The following is a 24,905-nucleotide window of genomic DNA, read 5'->3' on the forward strand; positions in this document are numbered from 1 at the left end:
TTCTTTATTGTATTCGGCCTGCTTGGCGCCAAGCTGCTTATTCATTTCCGGGGCAAGCGTCTTGTTGAGGCCTGCGGTCATCTCTCCTGGAATCGCCAGACCCGGCAGCTTTTTGGCGGTGGGAGTGTTGCCGCCTTGTAGTTCTGCGTTGGCCTTCAGGGTGGTGCCATCCGGCTCGGGATAGATGTCATTTTCACCGAACGGGTTGTTGATCTGACCCATCTCCGCTTGCTTCGCTGCGCCTACTTGCTGCGAGGCTTCCTGGCTGAAGCCCTCCACTTGAGAGGGATCGGCTTCGCCTGTCATGCTGATGCCTGGCGGCTGGGCTGCGGCGGAACGGATTTCACTCATAATGGCTTCGGGATTTCCCTCCGGGCCGGAGGAGCCGATGTTCATGCGTTCGAGGTTCCCCGGAGCTGCTGCTCCCCCGGACCGCTCGCTCTTATAGCTCTCAGGAGCAGTGTGCTTCAGCGGCACCGGCTTTCGCCGGGCTTGTATTACCTTCCCCTTGAGTCCGGTCGGTGTGGGGATCGCCGGGAGCGACTGCTTGGTCTTTTGCTTCTGCTTCTCAAAAGCTCCTGCGGAAACCTCTACAGCCTGGGCATACGCGTCGCCCATCTGGGTAGGCTGAACCTGGGTGAGCTGATCCAGGATTTGCCCCGGTTCTTCACCGCGGATGTTGACCTTCTTGGCTTTGGCAGGGGCTTCCTTGCCGTCCCCGGCTATAGCGCCGAGGGCATCCCCCAGCGAAGGCTCCTTGGGCACGGCTTTTTCACCTTTCTCGGCCTTCTCCGAGGCGCCCTTAGCGTTCTTAGCACCCTTAGTGTCCTTACTTCCTTTGCCTTCCTTGCTGCCCTCGCCGTCCCCATCCTTGGCTTCCTTGGTGCCTTTGCTGCTCTTAGCTTCCTTCGCTTCCTTGTTTCCCTTTGCATCCTCGCCAGCCTTGCCGTCCTTAGTGTCCGCTGGCTGCGAATCAGCCTGCTCTGCCGCCGATTCCTTTTCGCTGCCTTTCGCACTTGAAGCGGCTCCCGCTTCATTCTTCTGCTGAGCCGCTGCAGCTTTACCTTCTCCACCCGTTTGACCAGCAGCCGAATCCCTGGTGCCTTCCTCACTTCCAGGTGAAGCTTTTCCGGTTACAGAGTTTTCCAGCATATTCCTCTTTAGAAAGCCCTTTACTCCTCCGCTTGGCTTCGCCTTCTGAATCGGCTGCTGCTCAAGAATAGAGCTGCTCTGTTTCACCGCCGCCTGTGCCATACCCTGGCTCTGTCCCTGCTTCTGAGCCTCACTTGCCGGCTCCACCTTTACCACCGGCGTCTCTTCTACCTGTGCAGGTTGTACAGGTTGTACAAGCTCTGCAGCCTGAGTCCCCTGACTCTCGATAGCCTTATCCAGACCTTCCGGCCCCTTCCCCTCCGGCTTCCCGTCTGCCCCGTTATCCGTCTTCTCCTCTTTCTTGCTGTCCTTTTTCAGCTCGGATAACAACTTAACAACGGCGCGGTTGCCCAGGGTCCGCTGGAGTGCCATCTGATCCTCCCGCGTCAACGAAGCCGGATTCTGGCGGATACGGCGGATAATCTCCACCGGGTCCGGCTGCCGCGCAGCGGCCGGTTTCGTGTATGTCAGTTGCGTTCTGTATGGTTTATGGTTAACGGAAGTGCTCTCTTTTTCCTTGCTCACGGTTGCATGTGTCTGCAAGCCGGTTCCCCCCTCTGTAAAAATCAGTCCTATAGAAGATGTAAATTCTATGGCGCTTTTTACAGCCGGGATTATTAATAATTCTATTCACTGTTTATTCCAATCTACACTATTGATCGTTGGTATATTATAGAATAATATTACATCTATACAGCAAAATTATAATTTTTGGAACTCAGTTAGGTGGTGTATTCATGGTCCCTACCACAGCTACGATTCGCGATTCATTGTCGATGTATCTGTCGCAGCAGGGGATGTCCATTCATCAATTTGCCGGACAAGCCGGAATTAATTCAGGAACGCTCAGCCGGGTGCTTAAAGGTCAGCAGCCGATTGCCATGAACCATCTGGAGCGGATTACCAAGGGAATGGGTCTACCGGAGGATCATTTCTACAGCTTATACGTGGACGAATGCTTCTATCATTCGGCACCGACTTGGCGGCGATTACGGCCGTTTCTTTTGCGTTCAGCAGAGCTGGGCCGCCTCGATTGCGTTGAGCAGGTCGTTCAAAATCTGCTTGAGAATCTGACCTATGCCCCCATGCTGTTCGAAGTGGCTGAGGGTCTGTTTCAGGACGGGCAGTGGCAGGCTGCGGCGTTATTATATAAGAATGTGAGCGCCAGTGAAAAATATCAGAATTCCGAACGGCTGGCGGTATGTCAGTTCCGTTTGTTTCGGATTGCCCTTGGGGATGACCAGACCCAGAATCTGCAGGCTGCACTCCTCTTTGAGTGTTATCTGGACCGGCTGGATGAAGCGGATCAGTTGGATGGATTGAATCATTTGATGAATGTTTATTATTCCCTTCACAAATGGGATAAAGTGGACGAGCTGGCACAGGAATTGATCCGGCTTGCTACTCTTCGCTATAACCTTCAGCGGCACTCGAGCCGCAAGCAGAACAACGATAAAAAACCGGCGAAACCACTTTACCGCTATATCCTATATTCTTATTTAATGCGTGCAAGTGTCTGCGAGGAGTATCAGGATTACAAGTCAGCATTGAAATTCGTGGCCCTCTACATGGATACAAGCTGGATACAAGAAGATGATGAGAATGCCAAGAGAGCTGTAGCTCAGTTCCAAGAGTGGGGGACTGCAAACACTATGCTCTATCAATTAATGTCAGGACAACATGAAGTACTGCCGGAATATGTAGAGCATATCTCCCCTCAAAGTGACGAGGTATTTATTGCCTTATATAATATCATCATATCGGCTAACCACTATGATTGGAATGTCGATCACATTCTGGAACGGTTTGCTGCCTATATCCCCTATAGGACGAATTTCACAGAATTTGGCCAATACAATCAGCAGATTGTAGCAGACCAATACGCCAGATTTCTTGCTGAATTAGCCATTTATTATATACATAATAAGCAGAATGAAGGAATCAGCCTCATTATGCAAATTTTCACATCATCCCCTATAATTAATAGTAGTGAAAGTATCATAAGCAAATGTGTTGATCTACTTGAACAACATTTAATTAGCAGTTTACTGAAGGCCAATACGCCAGATTCCTTACCGAACTGGCAAACAACCACTTACATCATTAACACAATGAGGGGATTAGTTAAAACTTTAAGAGTAACATGATACAGTGACATCATAACCTCTATCCACAGACCAACCGACGTTCCTGGTGTATCGGGAGCGTCTTTCTTTTTTTACAGCACTTATCCCCAAAGTTATACACATGCTATCCACAACAGCCCCTGCCCCAGTTCACTGTTTCTACTAATCTTGAACTATTGACCATTGGAATATTATAACATATTATTACATCTATAAAACAAAACTATAATTCTTGGTATTCAGTTAGGTGGTGTATTCATGGTCCCTACTACAGCTACGATTCGCGATTCTTTGGCAATGCATCTGTCGCAGCAGGGGATGTCCATTAATCAATTTTCCGGACAGTCCGGGATTAATTCAGGAACGCTCAGCCGGATACTTAATGATCAGCAGCCGATTGCCATGAACCATCTGGAGCGGATAACCAAGGGGATGGGGCTGCCGGAGGACCATTTCTACAGCTTATACGTGGACGAATGCTTCTATTATTCGTCACCAACTTGGCGGCGGTTACGGCCGTTTCTTTTGCGTTCAGCAGAGCTGGGCCGCCTTGATTGCGTTGAACAGGTCGTTCATAATCTGCTCGAAAACCTGATTTATGCCCCCATGCTGTTCGAAGTGGCCGAGGGCCTGTTTCATGACGGGCAATGGCAGGCTGCGGCGTTATTATATAAGAATGTGAGCGCCAGCGAGAAATATCAGAATTCCGAACGGCTGGCGGTATGCCAGTTCCGTTTGTTTCGGATCGCCCTGGGTGACGATCAGACCCAAAATTTGCAGGCGGCCCTTCTCTTCGAATGTTACCTGGACCGGCTGGATGAAGCGGATCAATTGGATGGTTTGAAACATTTGGCCCATGTCTATGCTTCAATGCATCGGTGGCATAAGGTGGATGAACTCGCGAAGGAGATGCTGCGATTAGCAACTATTCGTTATAATCTCCAGTGCCAGTCGAACCGTAGAGAGAGTAACGAGAAAACTCCCGAGAAACCCCTTTATTTCTATATTCTATATGCACAGCTTATTCGTTCAACTGTGTGTGAGGAATTTGGAGACTACAAATCGGCATTAGATTGGGTGTCTCTCTATATGGACGGAAGCTGGATACAGGAAGACACTGAAGAAGTGAAGCGAACTGTAGCTCAGTTTCAGGAGTGGGGCAACGCGAACAGTCTGCTCTATCGAGTGTTGGCAGGACAGTATGAGGCACTCCCTGAATATGTCGAATATATCTCCCTCCGAACAGATGAGATATTTATAGCTTTATACAATATTATCTTGTCGGCTAACCGCTATGATTGGAATGTTGATTACATTCTGGAGCGGTTTTCTTCCTACATCCCCTATCGAACAAATCTTGCGGAGTTTGGCATTCTTCACAATCAACAGATCATTGCTGACCAATATGCCAGATTCCTTGCTGAACTAGCATCCTATTATTTACATAACCAGCGTAACCAAGGAATTCTGTTCATCCTGCAAAGTTTGGAATCATCTGCTAGAATCAATAGTGAAAGCACTGTCATCAAATGTGTCGATCTGTTTGAACAGCATCGGCATCAGGCAGATGAAGAAGAGAAAAAACAATACAAACTTCTGATTAGAGAGGTGCAGGACTCACATGAAAAGAAAATTCATCATTCTTCTAGCTTCCTTTAGTCTGGCTGTTGCAATTATTATACCTGTAGGTACTATTGACTCCGTAGCAAACAGTAGTACTCAAATGTTGGTTCAAACCATGGGGCACGGTTTTGGTGATGGTTGAAGCTTACTGTGCAGCAATGACTTAATTTCAAGTCCTTTCATTGCCCTTCGTTTTCATTGAAATTCGCAAACCAACCAAACGACGTTCCCGGTATACTGGGAGCGTCTTTCTTTTTGTGCACCTCTTATCCCCAAAGTTATGCACATATTATCCACAACAGAGGGAAATATAACTCCCTTAAAACACAAAAACAGCCCAGCGATTACTCGCCGGACTGCCATTTCCCCCACTGCTCTTCCTTCGCTTCTTTGCTCTATATCAGTGAGAACTCCCGCCCGACTGCTTGCTCTACCGCAAAGTACTCTTCCCCAAGGGCCTCTGCCACGGCTTTGCAGGTGATTTTGCCGCCCGCTACGTTAACACCGCTCTTGAGGCCGGCATCCTCTTTAATCGCTTTGAACACACCTTTATTGGCAATTTGCAGCGCATAAGGAACCGTTACGTTGGTTAACGCGATGGTCGATGTTTTGGCTACCGCACCCGGCATATTCGCTACCGAGTAATGAAGTACGCCATACTTTTCAAACACCGGATTGTCATGTGTCGTTACCCGGTCGATCGTTTCAACAATACCGCCTTGGTCAATCGCCACGTCTACAATTACGGAGCCGGGTTTCATAGTTTTGACCATTGCTTCGGTCACCAGCTTCGGCGCTTTCGCACCCGGGATCAGTACTGCGCCCACCAGCAGGTCAGCTTCGGCAACGGCTTTGGCAATGTTGTACGGATTGGAGATTAGGGTATTAATCTGTGCGCCAAAAATATCATCAAGCTGGCGGAGTCTGTCCGCGCTCAGGTCAACAATCGTCACCTCTGCCCCGAGGCCGATGGCCATCTTGGCTGCGTTAGTACCGACTACACCGCCGCCGATAATGCTGACCTTGCCTCTGCTGACGCCGGGAACACCGGAGAGCAGAATGCCTTGGCCGCCATAGTTCTTTTGCAGGAATTGCGCGCCAAGCTGCACGGACATCCGTCCGGCCACTTCGCTCATTGGCGTCAACAGCGGCAGCGTGCGTTCATGGACAACCGTTTCATAGCCGATGGCGAACACGCCTTTATTTTTCAATGCCGCAGCAAGGGCTGGCTCTGGAGCTAGATGCAGATAAGTGAAGAGGATCAGACCGGGACGGAAGTAGCCATATTCGCTTTCCAGTGGCTCTTTCACCTTCATGACCATTTCAGCGGCGGCCCATACGGCTGCTGCTTCGGCAATCAGCTCTGCTCCGGCGGCGGCATACTCTTCATTCAGGAATCCGCTGCCTACTCCGGCTCCGGCTTCCACCAGCACTTTATGTCCTTCGGCTACAAGGCTTACAACTCCGGCTGGTGTGATGGCAACACGGTTTTCGTTGTTTTTGATTTCCTTGGGTACTCCAATGATCATTGTTATCGCTCCCGTCTTGTAGATTTCTCTTATGTAAAGAATGATAACATATGAATCCCTTTTGCATTTTGGTGAAAAAGAAAAACTTTATCTACCATGATTGTGTTTTAACACAATGGAGGGGGAGGAAACTCTATGATCCGGCGCGCAAAGCGTTGGTATATCTAACAATTTCACAATCAGGCACGCCCAAAAAAGACACCGTCGCCGGTGTCTCTCCTTCAAAAGCCAATTAATGAGGTTACGGGACTGCTTCCGCACCCTTGCTGAACAAACGCCCTCTTTTCAAACATATACGTTATGTTTCATGACACAAACTACTTAAAGAGCACCGAAAGCACGGTTTTCAACACAACATTAACACCTTGCTCACACTCTTCGTAAGAGGTCAGTTCCTCCTCGCAGTGACTTTTACCGTTCACGCTGGGCACAAAAATCATGGCCGACGGCAGAAAACTTGCGACGAACTGGGCGTCATGCCCTGCTCCGCTGGCGATTTTTTTGCTGCTGTAGCCCAAATGATGCGCCGCCTGCTCCACGAGTGCGCAGATTTTGGGATCGAACCACACCGTATCGCGGCCCCACAGCTTGGTTTTTGACACCGTACAGCCCTCCAGCTCTTCAGGCAAGCCGTTAATGATCTCTTCCACCGTACGCACGATGTCCATATCCTTGTGTCTCGCTTCAACGGTAAAAATCACCTTGTTCGGGATGACGGTATGGATATTTGGCAGCACGTTCATTCTGCCCATCGTGTACACCAGCTCAGAATCCAACGCGCCCAGCTTGCTCCGCAGCTCTGTGATAAGATCGGTTGCGGCGAACAGGGCATCCTTGCGCATATCCATCGGCGTTGTTCCGGCATGGTCGGACTCGCCCGTCACTTCAATCTCATAGCAGGCCATGCCCACGACGCAGTCCACCAGGCCGATGCTGAGGTTTTCTTTTTCCAGAACCGGCCCTTGCTCAATGTGCAACTCCAGATACGCCTTCGCTTCCTTGATCCGGTTCGCCGCATCTCCGGCATATCCGCTGGCCTCTAGCGCCTCCGCGAAGGTCATTCCATCCGAGTCCTTCTTCTTCAGCATCTCCGCCTTGTCGAACTTGCCCGACAGCACACCTGAGGCCATCATCGAAGGCTCGAACCGCGCGCCCTCTTCATTCGTGAAGTTCATCACCGTCACCGGCAGGCGCGGCTTGATGCCATGATCGACCAGCGTCCGCACCACTTCCAGCCCGGCAATCACACCGAGCACACCGTCGAACCGGCCACCCTTTTTGACCGTATCCAGGTGCGAGCCGATCACGACAGGCGGTCCCTCTTCCGTTCCCGCAAGTGTGGCATACATCGTTCCCATATCATCGACCTTCACCGACATTCCCAATTCTTCACAGCATGTGGCAAAATAGTTCCGCACCCGCACATCCTGCTCCGACAGCGACAGCCGGGTCACACCGTTATTGTCTGTACGCCCAAAATCAGCAAAGGCCTCAATCGTATCCTTCAGTCTTCCGCCGTTCACGAATATTTGCTTCAGCTGCATGGCCCTATCCCTCCGCTTCGTCGCTCATTTATATAAAACGAACTTAAGATCTTCGATTCAAGGTGTTGGTCGTAACTGCGGTAAATGTTTGGACTTCCGGCCGCTGTTGTCTACAGATTTCTTGATTTAAACCGCTGTTTGCGGATGAAATCCGTAGACTGATTATGCTTCCGAAGCGAGCTTTCCTACGGAAAGCTTTCAGGCGGTCGCATTCGCTCCTACAGTTCCAAAATTCCCCTCCGTCACTCTCACCCTGTCTTTGTTTTAAGTTTGTTTTATATAGAATGATTGCTTTCTATATATGTTAAATCATTCTCCAGGATTGTCATTTGACACACTGTAATAATTTTGGGGGTAATTATTCACGTTGTGTTACAACAGCATGAACATATCAATTCTTATATTCTAAGAAGTTTGGTAGAATATGAGCTGTCAGCAGAAAGCCCTGGCTGTACCATACATTGTGAAAGGGGAGTCATCCTATGAATACCATTTTGCGCAGCAGCTCGGCGGAAGCCACGATCAGTACCCTCGGAGCGGAGCTTGTCAGCTTCAAAAGAAAGGATACGGAATATATCTGGAGCGGGGACGCCGCCTTTTGGACAGGCCGTTCTCCGGTACTGTTCCCCATCATCGGCGCAGCCCGGAACGGAGAGATCAGGGTGCAGGGACAAGCGTATAAGCTTGCCAATCACGGCTTCGCCAGACGCAGCGAATTTACAATCGTTGAAGAGGGCGACTCCCGTGCAGTATTCCTGCTTACCAGCAGCGAGCATACCTTGCCCAGCTATCCTTTCAAATTCAACCTGTATATTACCTATACACTGAATGACAGCACACTAAAGCTGGACTACCGGGTGGAAAATATTGATGAGCAGCAAATTTACTTCCAGCTCGGCACGCACCCTGCTTTCAATTGCCCGCTGGATGAGAACGGAAGCTTCAGCGATTATGTACTGGAGTTCTCCCAGAACGAAACGCTGGACCGGGAGTTCCTGAATAGTGCCGGACTGCGGATCAGCGGCCAACCGGAGACAGTGCTGAGCGGTGAGCGCATTCTTCCGTTGACCCATGAAATGTTCAAGGACGACGCGCTGGTCTTCCAGAATGTAGCCTCCCGGACGATCACGCTGAAAAGCAGGCTCACCGAAAAAAGCGTCACCGTATCCTCCGAAGGATTCCCGGATCTCGGCATCTGGCAAAAGCCGAATGCGCCTTTTTTGTGCATCGAGCCTTGGCACGGCGTGGCAGATTCGGATATTTTCGAGGGCGAGCTTAAGGATAAGGAAGGTATTGTCTCCCTGACGCCAGAGGATGATTTCACCAGTTCCTTGACTATAAAAATTGATTAACGGCTGCTCCCGCCACCACAATTTTGTATCCTTTGAATAATACAAAGAAGGCCGTTAGTCACCTGTCAGGTGCTGCGGCCTTCTTTGTCTTCATATGATCTTATTGACTTAGCGTTTCTCCGCCTTCAATCCTCACCGTGAAACTGTGGTTAAGGGAAGCTTCCTCAATTTCATTATAAGCCCAGTTTGTCGTCGGCACGTCAGGCCAGCTTGGGGTTGCGACACCGTATAACGGTCCGCGTCCGAATAGACGATTGACAACCTTTACGGCTTCAGCACGTGTCAGGTCACCGCTTGGACGGTACGTACCATCCTCATATCCGTTAATAATATTCGCCTTGCTTGCAGCCTCAATGTCTTTGGCGGCCCAGTGGCCAGCCGTATCCTTAAATCCGCCGCCAGAGGTAATGGCTGTAGTGTCCAGCTTCTTATATCTCGATGCGATAGCGGCCATTTCGCCGCGGCTGATAGGGGCATCCGGCAGGAACAGGCCTTTTTCGTTGCCCTGCATCAACCCTAACCCTTTGACAAATTCAATGGCGCCTTTCGCCCAGTGGCCATCCCTCACATCCGGATAGGAGGAGACAGACGGCGCTGCGGATGCTTCGTAGCCGAGGTTTCTCGCCAGTATTGCAGCCATTTCCGCACGGGTAATCGAATGGTTCGGCTTGAAGGTTCCATCTGAATAGCCGGTAATGAAGGCTTGGTGATGGTTCTGCTGCTGCAACTGTGCTGCCTCTGTTGCCGCCAAATATTTCTCCCAGCCTTCCATGTTTAGAATGGTGAATGTACTGAACTTGTCTACATTGAACTCCAAGCCAAGCTCGCCTGGCTTGTATTCAACAAGCTTCGCCTTCTTCAGCTCTTTGTCACCATCACTATGCTCTATAAAGATCACCAGATTGGCCAGGAAGCTATCTCTTTCCGATAGAGCGACCGGCAGCTGTACGTCACGCAGAGGAAGCGTTATTGTAACCGGTCTGCTCTGCATATTGGTTTCAATAGTCATCGGACGGGCCACAACATCAATTTGTTTGTCTGCTGCTATTTCTCTGACAATCCGTTCAATTCTTGCCCGGTCCTCGACCTCTTTGCGCAACGCCTGGTCTTTGATTGGCACAACATGGAAGAACAGATCTTCAGTGAAATTATCCAATGCTGATTGTGCTATAAGAAGTCTTACGTTATCCGTGAAAATTTCCAGGTTCACGTTAGAATCACCGAGTTTCTTAATTGCATCTTTCGGAACATTCACTTTAACATCTGCAACCTGATCCTTTTCATCCGGGATCATGATCCGGGCCGTATTATCCAAGGTTCCAGCGATTTTCTGGACAACCTCCTCTACCCGGTCTGTTGGGAAGTTAACTACATCATGCAGAATTCCACCTGAATCCTGAGTACGCCGGATGACTGTCTCCGCCAATACAGAGCCTAGACCCAACTGTCCTGATTCTACCTTCACGTTAATTTCCGTGGTCGATGCTGTCGCAATTGGTGTGACAGGTCCCGGTGTCGGTACTGCCGGTGTCGGTGCCGCTGTCGGTGTTGCCGACGGCGCTACCGACGGTTCTGCCGACGGCGCTACCGACGGTTCTGTCGATGGTGCTACCGACGGTTCTGTCGACGGTGCTACTGACGGTTCTGTCGATGGTGCTACCGACGGTTCTGTCGACGGTGCTACTGACGGTTCTGTCGATGGTGCTACCGACGGTTCTGTCGATGGTGCTACCGACGGTTCTGTCGACGGTGCTACTGACGGTTCTGCCGACGGTGTTGCCGATGGTGCTGCTGTTGGTGTTACTGTCGGTGTTGCCGATGGCGCTGCCGATGGTGCTGCGGATGGTGACGGTGTTGGCGTAGCTACAGGCTTGGCCTTAATAACGTTAACCGTGTAGATCTTTACAGTCCCATCCTCTGCAGTAACCAAAATATCAAATACATTATCCCCTTCAACCAGATGCTCCAGAGAGGCACCATCTCTGCCAATGATTTGGCTTCCCGATTTTGTATCAGCCACTACCGGGTTCAGGGTGATGGAGTCCACGTCACTGTCTACCTCTACCGTATAATTGGAAACAGCAGGATTAAAGACAGGGTCCAAAGCTCCGGCATTTACGCTGATACCGTTCAAATCAGCATTGGAAGAGCGTGATTTCCGGGTGATTTCCACCACATATACACTTTCTGTCTTACCATCCTGAGCTGTAACCTTCAGGTTAACAGTATTTAGCCCTTCCACTAATTTGACAAGCATCGGGTTATCCACTGTGACACCATTTGCGGTCAACCGCGCATTTATGTCTCCTTTTAGCGCATCCAGCTCTACCTGATCTACTTCATAAGGTACAGACAAGGAATACTTGAAGACTCCAGTTGAAAACTCGGGATCCAGGATCTCTGTTCCTGTCACAGATTTGACGGTCAAATCCGCAAGAGAAGAATCCTTCGGCAGAATGGCACGATTCACAGTAACTGTATATGTCTTTTGGGTACTGGCATCTGCCGCTGTAACCTGTACTGTAATTCGATTCGTTCCCTCATCCAGAGCCACACGGCTTCCAGTGACACCAGTGGAGGCTCCATTTTTCTTCAGAGTGTAGGTTGCAGTTTCATCATTAGTCACAATTGAAAAATCCATGCTGCTTACACCATTGTCCACATTGACCGAATAATCACTTATCCCTGCCTGGAAACCCGGGGTTAATTCGCCAGGGGAAACCCTCATCTCTAAAAGCGTAGCATCTGTACTTGGATTTCTCACCAAATGAATGGTGTATACCTTCATGCTTCCATCCTGGGCCGTGACATTGACTTCAATAACATTTAATCCTGTAGTCAAAGGCACCGCGTTCAGATCTTCGATCCAAACCCCATTCACCAATACGGAGGTGCTTGCATTTGCATCATCCACAATCGCATTCAGCTTAGCTACTGACACCGAATTCTGCACAGCGCCATTGTAACTGAGAGTACCCATAACTGGTGTAAGAGAGATTGCATTATTTGATAAGTCAGTCATCGTCAGCTCAAGCAAATTCGCATTTGACGAAGCCGCACGAACGATGGTTACCGTATATTCCTTGGTAGTTACTTTGTCAGCAGCCGTAACGACTATTGTAACTACATTTTCACCTACAGCCAAAGGAACCGGCACACCCCCTGCAGACTGTACTCCGTTGATTGTATACGTAGCCTGCGGGTCACTTGCAGTCGCCGCAACAGCCACGCTGTCAATATTATTGGCGACATATTCATAATAGGCCGAAGTTGTACGGTCAAATCCGCCGGACAGCGGCTTGCCGGACAATGTGATGTTGATTAAATCCGCATCTGAAGATGCCTTGCGGACAATCGTCAGTACATAATTCTTCGTGGTTACACCATCTTCCGCTTGGACCAGAACATTGAACTCATTGACTCCTACTTGCAAATCGACCAATCTTGGCTGACCGTTAGGGGTCACGTTGCCGTTCAGACTAACCGTTGCATGGATGTCCTCGGGTGTTGGAGTTATTGCAAGCTCAGACACTTGGTTAGCCACAGTAACGGCGTACCGGGTTTGGTTCTTGTCATAAGCAGGATCGAGCTGGCCTTTTGAAAGAACCAGGCTGGACAGATCCGCATTCGAAGAAGCTTTTCTGATAATATTTATAAGGGTTGTTTTCTCACGCACACCACTCTGCGAGACAACAACGATCTTGACTGTATTCATTCCGACATTCAAGTTTTTGGTGTAGGTTGTATTATCTACGTGAGCATTCCCGTCTACAGACAGGCTTGCCGCAGCATCCAGCAGCTTCGGAGTGATTTCCAGTGAAGAAACCTCATTCGAGACCTCAACCGAATACCCGGTATCATTGTTATTAAACACAGGCGTCAATGTCCCTGATGAGACCTTCAATTCCGAAAGATCGGCCACATCCGAAGGTGCGCGCAGAATGAACAGACTGTAAGACTTCTTCGTCACTCCATCCTGTGCCGTTACCTCGATCAGATACTTGTTATTGCCTGCTGCAAGACCGGTTATAGAGAAAGGAGTGCCGCTTGGGTGATCCACGCCATTCACCTTAATGCTTGCACCTTCGGCAGCGGTTGGAGTAAATTCCACAGCCGTTACAGAATTGGCCACATCCATCGTATAATTCGGCTGATTGGTGTCAAAAGCTGGCGACAGTCCATTTGGCGAAGCAGTCAGATTAGTCAGACTGGCATCACCAGACAGCTTCCTTACAACCGTAATATTATAGGTTTTTGCTGTCTTGCCGTCTTCTGCAGTAACCACTACGGAAATCACATTTTTTCCATAGGCCAAGCTGACATTCCCAGTGGCTGCGGCGGATTCGGCCGAGCCGATGTTTATTCCGTTTAGCTTTGCTGCTGCAAACATACTGGACTTTATAACATCCACTTTTATCGAGCTTACATTATTCTCGACTGTGGCGGTATAGTTGCCTATATTGCTGCTGTACCCTGGAGACAGAGCAATGACTTGCCCAGTGCTTAAGTCGGATACTGAAAGCCCGTCTGCCGCAGCCAGATTAGCATCATTCTCCGGATAGCGGATCACATCCAACACATATTCCTTTGAGTTGGTTGAATTTTTATCGGCTACTTTTATCTTTACCTGCTTATATACACCCACTGGCAGGCCGCTTACTGTAAACGTTGGGTAGGTTCCCGATACGGTTACCCCAGAGCCATTGTCGGTGTAGGCTGTCACATTCACATCAGCAGGATTCACAGCTCCTACATTAATATTGATGCTGCTGTTTGGAGTGTTTCCGCTTTTGTTGGGAACATGCACTTTATTATAGACAATCCCTCTGTTAAAGGCAGGGGCCATCACCCCTACAGAAGGCGTAATGAATTTCAGATCAAATTTACCGGCTACTACACTCAGCAAGAAGCTGCTGGTGCTCGAAGTAATTCCATCACTTACGGTGACTTTAATAGTGGAAGTACCTGTCATATTTGCCGCCGGGGTCAGATTGATGTTTCTTTCAGAGCCTTCACCTGAAAAAGTGATGTTGGCGTTCGGCAAAAGTGATGTATTCGATGAGGTTGCACTAAGCGTCAGCACGTCGCCGTCATCGACATCCGTCACCTTAAACGGCTTGGATACAGGTGTGTTAACAGGTGTCACCACACCCGAGTTAAATCCTGTCCCGGACAGCCATTTACCGCTGATGATATTTCCGTTTCTTTGGCCCGCGGAGGAGTCCTTGGCTACGGCTCCATCGTTAGGATTATTGAATTTATAGTTGACCATCAGATTAGCTTCGTTGCCAGTAAGACTAGTATTCATCTGGCTTTCAATCTCCGCCTGGGTCTTTGCCTTATTCCAGATACGGTAATCTCTCATGCCGCCAATATAATTGGCATCCTGGGACCATGTGCTCTCACCAATAAAATTATAAGGTCTCGGTATGTTGGAATTTGCCGCACTGCCTTTGGCCATATCTGTGAGATCCATAAAGCCGCTGCCTTTCAAAATCCCGTTCCAATAGATATAGGCCTTTTTCTCCACAGCATTATAAACAGCGGCTACGTGAACCCATTGGTTAAGCGGCAGCTGCTCTGTGGTTTTCACCAGATAGTCTTTAACTCGGGTACCCTTTTGCGGCAGGGCTTCAAGCGCTATTCTCCCTGTGCTTCCCTCAAAGGTCAGATGAAGATTAAAATTATCAGGTCCATACGAGGTATCAAAAATACGGGCCCACGTTGGAGCACTGCTGGCATTTACCCATGTTTCGATGGTAAGAGAATTGGAGTATATGTTCAAATCTGGAATCGTAACATAGCCTTTGCCATCAAAATCAAGATAGGTGCTGCCGCTAAGCTCGGAAATATAAGGTGCATCATTAACTGGCGTAACTACAATCTGCGCAGCTTGTTCTGATTCGCTGTAACTTGCGGTATCTCCGGCATATTCAGCATTTATATTTACATAATTACTGCCATACTGTCCTGAAGAAAGCCAACCCCGATACTGGATTTGCGCGGTTCCGTTCCAATCCTTTTTTGGAACAAAACGGATCATCACATCTCTGCCGAACACTGCAATCTTACCAGGATTCGGTGCCACAATAGACAACCAGAAGTTTCCTCCTGTGCTATACTGCCATTGTCCGTTGGTATTATCTACTTCGGTAATGCCAATCCCGTTACTGTTAATGACCGAAACAGATTTCCCGGCAGGCTCCAGCGTGTCCTCTAATATTGTATCCAATGGACCGGATGACTGTGCTTGCGCAACGCGGGGTATCCCGTAAAAATTACTAACGATCAGGATCAAAATTAATACCATGATCAAATATCTTGAACCCTTTTTAAATTTCACAAATTCAGCCCCATTTTCATTAAGATGTACGTCCTGTTTGCTCTTGACTTTTGCCGCCTCCCTGAATTTGCGTGAAAAAATACCTATATTTCTCTATCGGATTTTTGCGCACTGCATTTGATGTCGAATTATTGGAATTTTATGTTTTTTTAACGAGAAAGAGTACGCCATTATCCATCTTTAACTCTATATCCAAAGGGCTGGTTGACGAGCAGTTGGTGCTGCCCACGAACTTCCAATTGCCATCAGCCGTTTCCCTCTCTATACTTCATGACAGTTGCCCTGCCATTGTGCGCTGAATCAGAATAGACAATATAGGGAACCCCATTACGAGCCACAATCGGGTAGTGTACACGGTCTGTTATGTGAGCCCTGTGTTGGCAAGTGTCTTCCAGCCACTCTTCCTCTTGTTGATCTTATCCCTCCCGGCAATCCGAATCTGCCACCCCACAACTTTTAATACTTTTGTTCCATTTCTTCTAGCCTAGTATAAAAAATCACACCTTAAAAAAACCTTAAAAAACGACATTACACCTTAAAAAACCTCAGAAACAACATAACCCTACAGCACTCACCTTCACAAAAACGCATATATTCCCAGTTACACGAATCATTACATGAACAATGACCTTGATAAGCAAAATTTCCCCCTGAAAAATTTTAAGAAAAACCTGAAGCTCCGCTTCAGGTCCTTTTTACATTCGGTGTATTCTCAATCATTTGGTACTCGTATCCATGAACGCCTTTGTAATACTCGGGATACATCTCTCCACCACAGTGTTCACAGGAGAATTGGGGCGGAACCGTTGGATCTCCTCCGTCCATTCGATCAAAGTCACGTACGACACTGAGCGGGATTTCCTCCGTCTGCTTACAGACCAAACAGACATAATTGACCCCCTCTTTGTTCTGTAACCTGCTCCCTAACCCTCCGTGCTCTCTTTTCTTCTTTGGGACGGGTTTTCGTTTTTTCGATACCGGTGAGATCTCCAATCATCCTTTCTAAACAGCCTCGTGTCTTCTCGCATGCTGCATATTTAATCGTGAGTTTCCCTTCTTCTAGACAGACTTCTCCCTTAAATTCATAATAACATCCGCATTTTTAACAGACTAGGAGATCTCTTCCCGTTCCTTTTTGGATTCGCTCTCTCCATTTTCTACGTTTGAGCTGTCTTTGCGCACGCACAATCCACTTTCGTGAAGTTAGACTACCGGGTAGAAAATATTGACGAGCAGCAAATCTACTTTCAGCTTGGCACGCACCCTGCTTTCAATTGCCCGCTGGATGAGAACGGTAGCTTCAGTGATTATGTACTGGAGTTCTCCGAGAACGAAACACTGGATCGGGAGTTCCTGAATAGTGCCGGGCTGCGGATCAGCGGCCAGCTGGAGACAGTGCTGAGCGGTGAGCGCATTCTTCCGTTAACCCATGAAATGTTCAAGGACGATGCGCTGGTCTTCCAGAATGTAGCCTCCTGGACGATCATACTGAAAAGCAAGCTCACCGAAAAAAGCGTCACCGTATCCTTCGAAGGATTCCCGGATCTCGGCATCTGGCAGAAGCCGAATGCGCCTTTTTTGTGCATCGAGCCTTGGCACGGCGTGGCTGATTCGGATATTTTCGAGGGCGAGTTAAAGGATAAGGAAGGGGCGATCACACTCGAACCGGGTGCACATTTCACCAGCTCCTTGACGATTGAAATCGGCTAAGGAACTGCAGAGTAAGCTTTATGAGTTGAACTAAATTTCACGACACTGACATCCCCCCATGGTAAGTGCTTCGGCTGAGGTTTATATAAGTTTTTTGGGCTGAAAAATGAAGAACATAAGTTCGAAATGAGCCTGTTTCATGGCAGGCTCTATTTTCCTATGCTTGAATTGTAAACCATTCGTTTTTCTCATGAGTTGCCACTCGAATTACTAAGGGCCGACTGCTCCGACTTGGGTATTTCACAAATTCAGTTATATTTGAATAATGCATAAATGGAATTTAAATGAAATTAATTGATATACTATATATAAAATGATATTTTTTTACAAGTAAATAAATTCTATAAATAATAATATATATGCAATATAATTACTTCATTCCAACGAGGAGGTAATTATATGAATCGTAGCAAAAAGTTCCTAATTTCGCTTTTGATCCTAAGTTTTTCTGCAATTCCAGCCTCAGCATTTGCCGAAGACGCACCTGCGTCAATAAGTTTGGACTTGACGGGTGTAAACGTCATCCATCAAGAATCTCAGGAAGTTGCAAGTGACAAACTGGCGGTTATTCTAAATGTTGCAAAAAATGCGGTTGCAGAAGAAAGAGGTACTACAGTTGGTTTTGCAAGATCTTCTGATCAGAAAACATATGATTACATTACGTTTGATGATCAATATACTTACTTATATGAGGAAGCAGCTAATGAAGAGCCACAACTTATAGTTGTAGATAAAGCTGAAACCAATGTAGAAAGATTATTAAGCTCAAACCTTAATGAAGACAATTTTAAGTCTACTGCTGCAAGTACAGGATTTATTTCAGATGGAGTTGGGGGGAGAGTAAACGTAACAACTACTGGTACTCCTGGTAGTTATTTAATGGGTCTTATGAGCCTCCCAGAAGCTAACGCTAGCATTGTTAGCTTGGATAGACCAGCTCATGTTGCTTTTAACTACGGAGGATTTGAATATTCCTCTACTAATGCTAATGGCATTGGGTCTTGGGCGGGAGACATGGGTCTTGAACTCTATGATAACTTGGGACCAAGTTCTACTAGCTATGGCTGGAAGCCAGTAATAATTTTGAAAAAGAAAATGCGTGCGACAACACAAAACGATACTGGTTGGGATCAATACGGTACTTCTTTTGCATCACCATATGACGAAGTTCAGAACAAGAATGGTTATAAGCCTGGTACGAGTCCTCTAATTTACTGGTGGTATAATTATAATGGTAAGGTTAGAATGAAAATTGACGGGTGGGCAATTTCGCCAACATTAGGGGGATATAGTCTGAAGGATACGAATCTTATTACCATACTAGAATCAAGCGGTAGTTATAATCTTCCTTCAATTAGTAGATGGAAGCTTTTGTCGACAGTCGTTAGTAATAATGATACAGGAAAAAATCAAACAACTTTTTCAAGCTTGCAATTCAATGGTTCCCCACTTGCTAGCGGGGCAATAACGACACCTCAGAATGATCGTTCCAATGTAACTATAACTAGTAGTTCTTCTGTTTCAATTGTTGTAAATAGCAGCATTTATTAACTATAATAATAGACAATGGATTATAATGATCCATTGTCTATTATTATTGAATTGGAGGTACTTATGAGAAGGATAAAAAAGTTATTATTGTGTACGACGGTTATTTTAATGATCTCAGGAGTCAATAGTGCATTTGCTTCGCGGGAACATCCAAGTGTTTTTATTAATAATGAGAAATTAGATATTTATGCCAATGTAACGTACCTTGGTACAACCCTTGTACCTATGCGTCCAATTTTTGAGGCATATGGAATGACCGTTACATGGGATAATCATACCAAAACGGTTACAGCGACAAAAAATGATATAACAATCAAATTAACCGATAATTCATATGAAGCTTATTTAAACGGAAAAGCCATAACCTTAAATCAAGCACCTTCACTGGAACCTACTAGTAATATATTCTATGTGAATTTAAGATTTATATCCGAATCGCTTGGTGCAACTGTAACCTGGAGTAAAACAACTGATGATTCTTCAGTGCATATTAACTTCCCTAAATGAACTTGAATTCCGATGAAGAGCCTATCAATTTAACTGGATAGGCTCTTCATTTTATTCTTTACCACGTAAATGGTTTGCTATGCATTTTGATCTACTTGTGTGTTTTAATTACCTGCCGATGCTGCCTATAAGGAATTGTATACAGTTGATAAGAAACAAATTGCAAAAATGCGTTTTGAATTTCTAAGTCGATTATGATGATTATTATATTAAAGTAATCCACAAATGCGTTGATTGTTGAAAAGCTTCCTCTTGGTTCCCAGAAATCACTATATCATACCTTTAACCCATACCTTCGATACCACGAGACTTAGCGAGATGCTCCTTTTATACGGGAAAAACTCGTGTACAGCAAGACTTTGGAGATATAAAACTCACACCCAACAAGTAAACTAAAGTAGTATATACAACCTTTCTCTGCCAATAGTAAGCTTAAGTTAGCTTATAATCCCAAGTAATAATAATAAAAAAGAATGGGAGAATTGGATAAGGGAGTGGAGTATATGCAAGGATTGTCAGTGGTTATCTGCACGAGGAATCGGGTAAAGGACCTGACACGGTGCATTCATTCTATAACTAATCAGGACATTGGCCGGACAACCCCCATAGAAGTTATTATTATTGATGATGGCGCTATACCCGTTAAAAATCTTGGCGAATTTGAGGCTTTACTGACCGCAAGCGGTTATTCTTTTGTCTATCACAGCAAGACTGACCGGGGCTTATGGCTGTCCCGGCTCAAGGCCGTGGAGCTGTCCACTATGGATAAGATCCTCTTCCTTGACGATGACGTCGAAATCCCCGAACATTACTTGTCCACCCTTATACAGACCTACCTCGACTATCCTAACTGCGCAGGAGTCGGCGGCATCGCCATCGGGATGAGCAACAGCTTTTTCGGTACGATCCGTTGCCTGCTGTCCTTCCAGCAATCCCTTTCGAGCGGCAAGCTCTCTCTGAGCGGACAAGCCGGCTCCATGTACAATTGGCACAGGGAGCGGAAGATCTTCAAGACCGAGTTCCAGCACGGCTGCAATATGTCGTTCAGGAAGGAGGCGATTAAGGATCTCAGACCCGTACCCTGGCTCAAAAGCTACAGCGTCGGCGAAGACATTCTCATGTCGCGCATCGCGCAGAAATCCGGCCCCCTCTACATCAATCCCGAACTGAAGCTGCTGCACCATGAGTCGCCTGCATCCCGAGACAATCTTGAAGATGTCGCCTATACCCGGGTGCTGAACCATGTGCATCTGCTAAAGGACAAGAAGTCAGGCCCGATCGGTTATCTCGCTCTCATATGGACTACCACCTACCTCATTCTCCGGGAGCAGCCCAAGAAGAATATCGCCGCCATCAGAGGTTACAAAAAAGGGCTGAAGGAAATCTTCTCCAGGCAAACCGCAGGATAATCCATCTCACTTCAGGAAGGGAGTGGCTGCATGAGCTTAAGCATTGTAGTTCCTATGTACAATTTAGAACGGTATGTAACGCCCTTGCTGAATTCACTCCTGGATCAGAGCGAGACACGGTTCGAGCTGATTCTGGTGGATGACGGCTCAACGGACCTTACCGCCCGGGTTGCCGAGGAGATTCTCGCAAACCATCCCATTCTTCAGGCCAAGCTGATCCGCACGTCCAATGGCGGGGTCAGTGCCGCAAGAAATACGGGGCTAGACGCAGCAAACGGCGACTATGTGCTGTTCCTGGACGGCGACGATTATGCGGACGCGAGCCTGGTACAGCGTGTACGGGAATGTACCTCCGGCGGAGATACGGACATTCTCTGCTGGGGCCATAACCTGGTCCGCGAGGACCGGTCAACGATTGTGAGCTTCACTTCAGCCGCTGCGGATACTACGGGAAGCGAAGCGCTGAAGAATATTTTTGTGCATAAAAGTCTAAGAGTCTGGACCGGCAGCATAGCCTTCAAGAGAAGCTTTCTGCTGGAGAACGGCATCCGCTATACCGAACGCTGTGTGAATGGAGAGGATCAGGAGTTCATCTATAAAGCCCTGTCCCGGGCCGCCCGGGTGATCACGATCCCCGATGTGCTGTCCTACTACTTGCAGCGAACATCGTCGATCACCGGCACGTACAATGTGAACAAATTCGATGTAGTCGCCGCCTTCAAGCGGGTGGACGAATATTTCCGCGCCCATCCGTTCAGCGAGGTCCAGACGATATCCCATCTGCTGTTGAACCGGGAACTGACGGAGAATTATTTTTACAATCTCAAGACCTGCCTGAACGGCACAAGCGGCATCAGCATCCGCAGGCTGCTTCATGATATTGATCTCGCCTACCCCGGCGTGAATCAGGAAATGCAGCAGATTATGCGGGTGTATCAGGGCGATGACCGGCAGCTCGCTTTTCAGATCAAAGCCTTCTTAATTTCCCCGGACCTGTACGGGCGGCTGATTCATCTGGACAGGAGCTGGCTCGGGTTCAAACACAAGCTCAAAGCCGTGATCAGCAGAAAGGAAATTAAGATATGAAGAAGAAAATGATGATCTACGCATACACGGAATTCAATCTCGGCGATGATCTGTTCATCAAGGTGCTGTGCGAACGTTACCCGGATACCCGGTTCATGCTCATTGCTCCGCGGTTATATAAGGATGTCTTCAAGAAACTCCCCAACCTGACGGTCTATGCTTCGGACTCCGTTCTTTTCAAGGGCATCAACTATTTCTTCCGCAAATTGAAGCTGCATCCAAACTTTATGCAGAAGCTTCTGGTCGATCACGGAGACGGTACCGTTCATATCGGCGGGTCTATTTTTATGCAGGGCGAGCACTGGGCTGAATATGTGGCGAATAACGAGAGCCTCCGCAATAAAAGCAAACCGTATTATCTGATGGGCGCAAACTTCGGCCCCTTTACTGACAAGGCCTACTACGAGGAGCACCGGCGGATATTCCGGGAATATACCGACATCTCGTTCAGAGAGCAGTATTCGTATGATTTGTTCAAGGATCTGAGCCATGTGCGAATGGCCCCGGATATTATTTTCCAGCTAAAATATTCAAATGCTGCGGAGCCCGCCGCCGAAGAACGGTATATCGCCATTTCGGTAATCAAGCCTTCTGCCAAAGCTCAGAGCAGTTTTGACAACCTCTATTATGAAAAAATGAAAGATGTTGCAGTCCATTTCATTCAGATGGGCTATGACGTGCATTTCCTGTCGTTTTGCCAGCATGAAGGAGATCAGGAGGCCATCGGACAGATTATGGGCCTCATTCCGGCAGAGCTGCAGCGGAGGACGCAGGTTCATTTTTACAAAACGGATATAGATGAGGTTCTTGCGGCGCTGACGGGTGCAAGCTTCATTGTCGCCTCCCGCTTCCATGCGATGATTCTCGGCTGGGTGTTCGGCAAACCGGTCTTTCCTGTCGCCTACAGCAATAAAATGGTCAATGTCATGCAGGACGCTCATTTTCACGGGCAGTATACGGATTTCGCACATTTGGCCGAGGTTACCCCGGAGCAGGTGTATGCGAGCATGGCAACGAACAGCCTTGATGTGACGTTGCAGGCGAACCAGGCGGAGAAGCATTTTGAGCAGCTCGATGCCTATCTGTCACCTGTGCCGCTTGTGGAAGGGAGACGAAGCTATGAAAGCTAAACGGAGCATACTGAACCTGGGCTTTGGGCTTACGAGCCAGGTGATCACGATTATTCTCGGCTTTTTCATCCCCCGGCTGATCATGGTCAACTACGGCTCCGAGGCCAACGGTCTGATCGCATCCATCGTGCAGATCATCAGCTATTTCGCTCTGCTTGAAGCAGGCGTCGGCGCAGCTTCGCTGCAAGCCCTGTATAAGCCGGTCGCGAAGAACGACCACAAGCATATCAATTCGATTCTCACTGCCACCTCCAGCTACTACAAAAAAACCGGGATTTATTATTTCATCTCGGTCGTGCTGCTAGCGGTCATTTACCCGCTGGTGATTCACTCGGAGATCAATAAGCTGAGCATTATGGCGATCATCCTGTTCTCGGGCCTAGGCGGGGCGATCAATTATTATTACCAGGGGAAATTCAGAGTTCTGCTGATTGCAGAAGGCAAAAGCTACGTGGAGACCTCCATCGTCACCATCGCAAATATCCTGAACAACGTGGTGCGGATCATCCTCCTGCTGCAGGGAGTGGACATCATTGCCGTACAGGCGTCCTTTTTCGTGCTGACCGTCCTGCAGATCGTTGCCTTCCATATCTATGCGAAGCGGAATTATAAGTGGATCGACCTGAGCGAGAAGCCTGATTTTGCCGCCATTGGACAAAAAAATTCGGTCATGGTGCACGAGATTTCCTATCTCATTTTCCGCAACACCGACGTGCTGATCCTGACGATTTTTACGAATCTAAAGGTTGTCAGTATCTACGTTATGTACAATATGATTTTCACTATCGTCGACAACATCGTGCAGACCATTAACGGAAGCGTCAAATCGGCGCTGGGGCAGAGCTATCATGAGGGCAAAGAGGCTTTTGTCAAACTCTATGATGCGTATGAGGTCTATTTCATGGGGCTGATCTTCGCCATTCTGACGGTGGTGTACATTCTGATCCTGCCGTTCATGCGGCTGTATACAGCCGGGGTCAACGATGTGAACTATATCAATTTCTGGCTGCCGGTCCTGTTCGTGGTGATCAAGCTGCTGACCAATGCCCGCACCTCATCCAATAATCTGATTACGATCGCCGGACATTTCCGCAACACCCAGTTCCGCTCGATTATGGAGTCGGCCATCAATCTGGGGGCTTCGATTATCTTCGTTAATTTATTCGGCATTTACGGCGTGCTGATGGGTACGATTGCCGCGCTGCTATACCGTTCCATCGACATTGTCGTGTACGCCAACCGGGTGCTGCTGGAGCGCAGCTCCTGGGTCACGTTCCGCAGATGGCTGACCAATGTCGCCGTGTTCGCAGCCATTGTCTTCATTACCACAAAGCTTGATCTGAGCATCACCTCCTACACCGGCGTGATTCTCTGGGGCGCGGCGCTCGGCCTGGTTATCCTGCCGCTCTACTACGCAGTCGGCTCCCTGCTGGAGCGCGAAGCGTTCCTCTACGCCTGGGGCTATGCCAAGCGCTTCCGCAGCAAGCTGAAGGCGCGGGGCAAGGTTGCTGCAAGCCAGGGCTGAGTGCCGGGGAGGCCTTGGCAGCCCGGGTGCTTGGCGGCTTGGAGGGGCGAACGGATTGGGTGTCTTGGCCAAGTAGTACAGCTGCTCGGACCGCTCTGGCGTCTCGGCCCGGCCGCTCATTTGCTCGGGCCGTTCGAGTGTCTCGGCCCGGTAGCACGGTTGCTTTGACCGCTCGGGCGTCTCGGCCCGGATTAAGTGGAAAAAGGTCACTTAATTCGCCGTTTTCCGCACTAATTGAGCATTTAAGTGGAAAAAGTATACCTAATTCTCTCTTTTTCGGCGGATTTCGCTTGATCAAGCTGATTTAAGTGGAGTTTT

Annotated in this window: 13 protein-coding genes and 1 pseudogene; 10 read left to right on the forward strand and 4 right to left on the reverse strand. The window is 48.1% G+C overall.

Annotated elements, in window-relative coordinates:
* Positions 1 to 1,695, reverse strand: a pseudogene (locus AC0LWN_RS32220) (HNH endonuclease); the annotation flags it as partial.
* A gap of 194 nt (positions 1,696 to 1,889) precedes the next feature.
* Here AC0LWN_RS32220 and AC0LWN_RS32225 point away from each other — a divergent pair.
* Together AC0LWN_RS32225 and AC0LWN_RS32230 are read left to right on the forward strand one after the other, a co-directional pair.
* Positions 1,890 to 3,299 (forward strand): helix-turn-helix domain-containing protein, encoded by a 1,410-nt coding sequence (locus AC0LWN_RS32225; protein ID WP_474672634.1) that lies wholly within the window; start codon positions 1,890 to 1,892, stop codon positions 3,297 to 3,299.
* 237 nt (positions 3,300 to 3,536) lie between these two features.
* Positions 3,537 to 4,937 (forward strand): helix-turn-helix domain-containing protein, encoded by a 1,401-nt coding sequence (locus AC0LWN_RS32230; RefSeq protein ID WP_474672636.1) that lies wholly within the window; start codon positions 3,537 to 3,539, stop codon positions 4,935 to 4,937.
* A 359-nt stretch (positions 4,938 to 5,296) separates the two neighbouring features.
* Here the strand turns inward: AC0LWN_RS32230 and ald are convergent, their stop codons facing one another.
* Entirely contained in the window at positions 5,297 to 6,430 is a 1,134-nt protein-coding gene (gene ald, locus AC0LWN_RS32235; RefSeq protein WP_474672638.1) for an alanine dehydrogenase, read from the reverse strand.
* A 317-nt stretch (positions 6,431 to 6,747) separates the two neighbouring features.
* The gene (locus tag AC0LWN_RS32240) at positions 6,748 to 7,974 is read right to left on the reverse strand and encodes a Zn-dependent hydrolase (RefSeq protein WP_474672640.1); all 1,227 of its coding nucleotides are present in this window, start codon (positions 7,972 to 7,974) and stop codon (positions 6,748 to 6,750) included.
* A 482-nt stretch (positions 7,975 to 8,456) separates the two neighbouring features.
* Between AC0LWN_RS32240 and AC0LWN_RS32245 the strand changes: the two genes are divergently transcribed.
* Complete coding sequence (locus AC0LWN_RS32245; protein ID WP_474672642.1) at positions 8,457 to 9,326, forward strand: aldose 1-epimerase family protein; 870 nt, start codon at positions 8,457 to 8,459, stop codon at positions 9,324 to 9,326.
* A 100-nt stretch (positions 9,327 to 9,426) separates the two neighbouring features.
* Here the strand turns inward: AC0LWN_RS32245 and AC0LWN_RS32250 are convergent, their stop codons facing one another.
* Positions 9,427 to 15,669: a cadherin-like beta sandwich domain-containing protein gene (locus AC0LWN_RS32250; RefSeq protein ID WP_474672644.1), complete on the reverse strand. Its 6,243-nt coding sequence runs from the start codon at positions 15,667 to 15,669 to the stop codon at positions 9,427 to 9,429.
* A 1,197-nt stretch (positions 15,670 to 16,866) separates the two neighbouring features.
* Here AC0LWN_RS32250 and AC0LWN_RS32255 point away from each other — a divergent pair.
* The 7 genes from AC0LWN_RS32255 to AC0LWN_RS32285 all read left to right on the forward strand — a co-directional run bounded on the left by AC0LWN_RS32255 (position 16,867) and on the right by AC0LWN_RS32285 (position 24,587).
* Positions 16,867 to 17,379 carry an aldose epimerase family protein gene (locus AC0LWN_RS32255; protein WP_474672646.1) on the forward strand — a complete coding sequence of 171 codons (513 nt, stop codon included), beginning with the start codon at positions 16,867 to 16,869 and terminating at the stop codon, positions 17,377 to 17,379.
* A gap of 399 nt (positions 17,380 to 17,778) precedes the next feature.
* The gene (locus tag AC0LWN_RS32260) at positions 17,779 to 18,930 is read left to right on the forward strand and encodes a YrpD family protein (protein ID WP_474672648.1); all 1,152 of its coding nucleotides are present in this window, start codon (positions 17,779 to 17,781) and stop codon (positions 18,928 to 18,930) included.
* Between the two features lie 63 nt (positions 18,931 to 18,993).
* Positions 18,994 to 19,437, forward strand: a complete 444-nt coding sequence (locus tag AC0LWN_RS32265; RefSeq protein WP_474672650.1) for a copper amine oxidase N-terminal domain-containing protein — start codon at positions 18,994 to 18,996, stop codon at positions 19,435 to 19,437.
* 503 nt (positions 19,438 to 19,940) lie between these two features.
* Entirely contained in the window at positions 19,941 to 20,846 is a 906-nt protein-coding gene (locus tag AC0LWN_RS32270; RefSeq protein WP_474672652.1) for a glycosyltransferase family 2 protein, read from the forward strand.
* A gap of 30 nt (positions 20,847 to 20,876) precedes the next feature.
* Positions 20,877 to 21,932: a glycosyltransferase family 2 protein gene (locus AC0LWN_RS32275; RefSeq protein ID WP_474672653.1), complete on the forward strand. Its 1,056-nt coding sequence runs from the start codon at positions 20,877 to 20,879 to the stop codon at positions 21,930 to 21,932.
* Entirely contained in the window at positions 21,929 to 23,062 is a 1,134-nt protein-coding gene (locus AC0LWN_RS32280) for a polysaccharide pyruvyl transferase family protein (protein WP_474672655.1), read from the forward strand. Before AC0LWN_RS32275 ends, AC0LWN_RS32280 begins: the two co-directional genes overlap by 4 nt.
* Positions 23,052 to 24,587 carry a lipopolysaccharide biosynthesis protein gene (locus AC0LWN_RS32285; protein ID WP_474672657.1) on the forward strand — a complete coding sequence of 512 codons (1,536 nt, stop codon included), beginning with the start codon at positions 23,052 to 23,054 and terminating at the stop codon, positions 24,585 to 24,587. Before AC0LWN_RS32280 ends, AC0LWN_RS32285 begins: the two co-directional genes overlap by 11 nt.
* Positions 24,588 to 24,905 lie beyond the last annotated feature (318 nt).

It is taken from the genome of Paenibacillus sp. sgz302115, assembly GCF_056120445.1.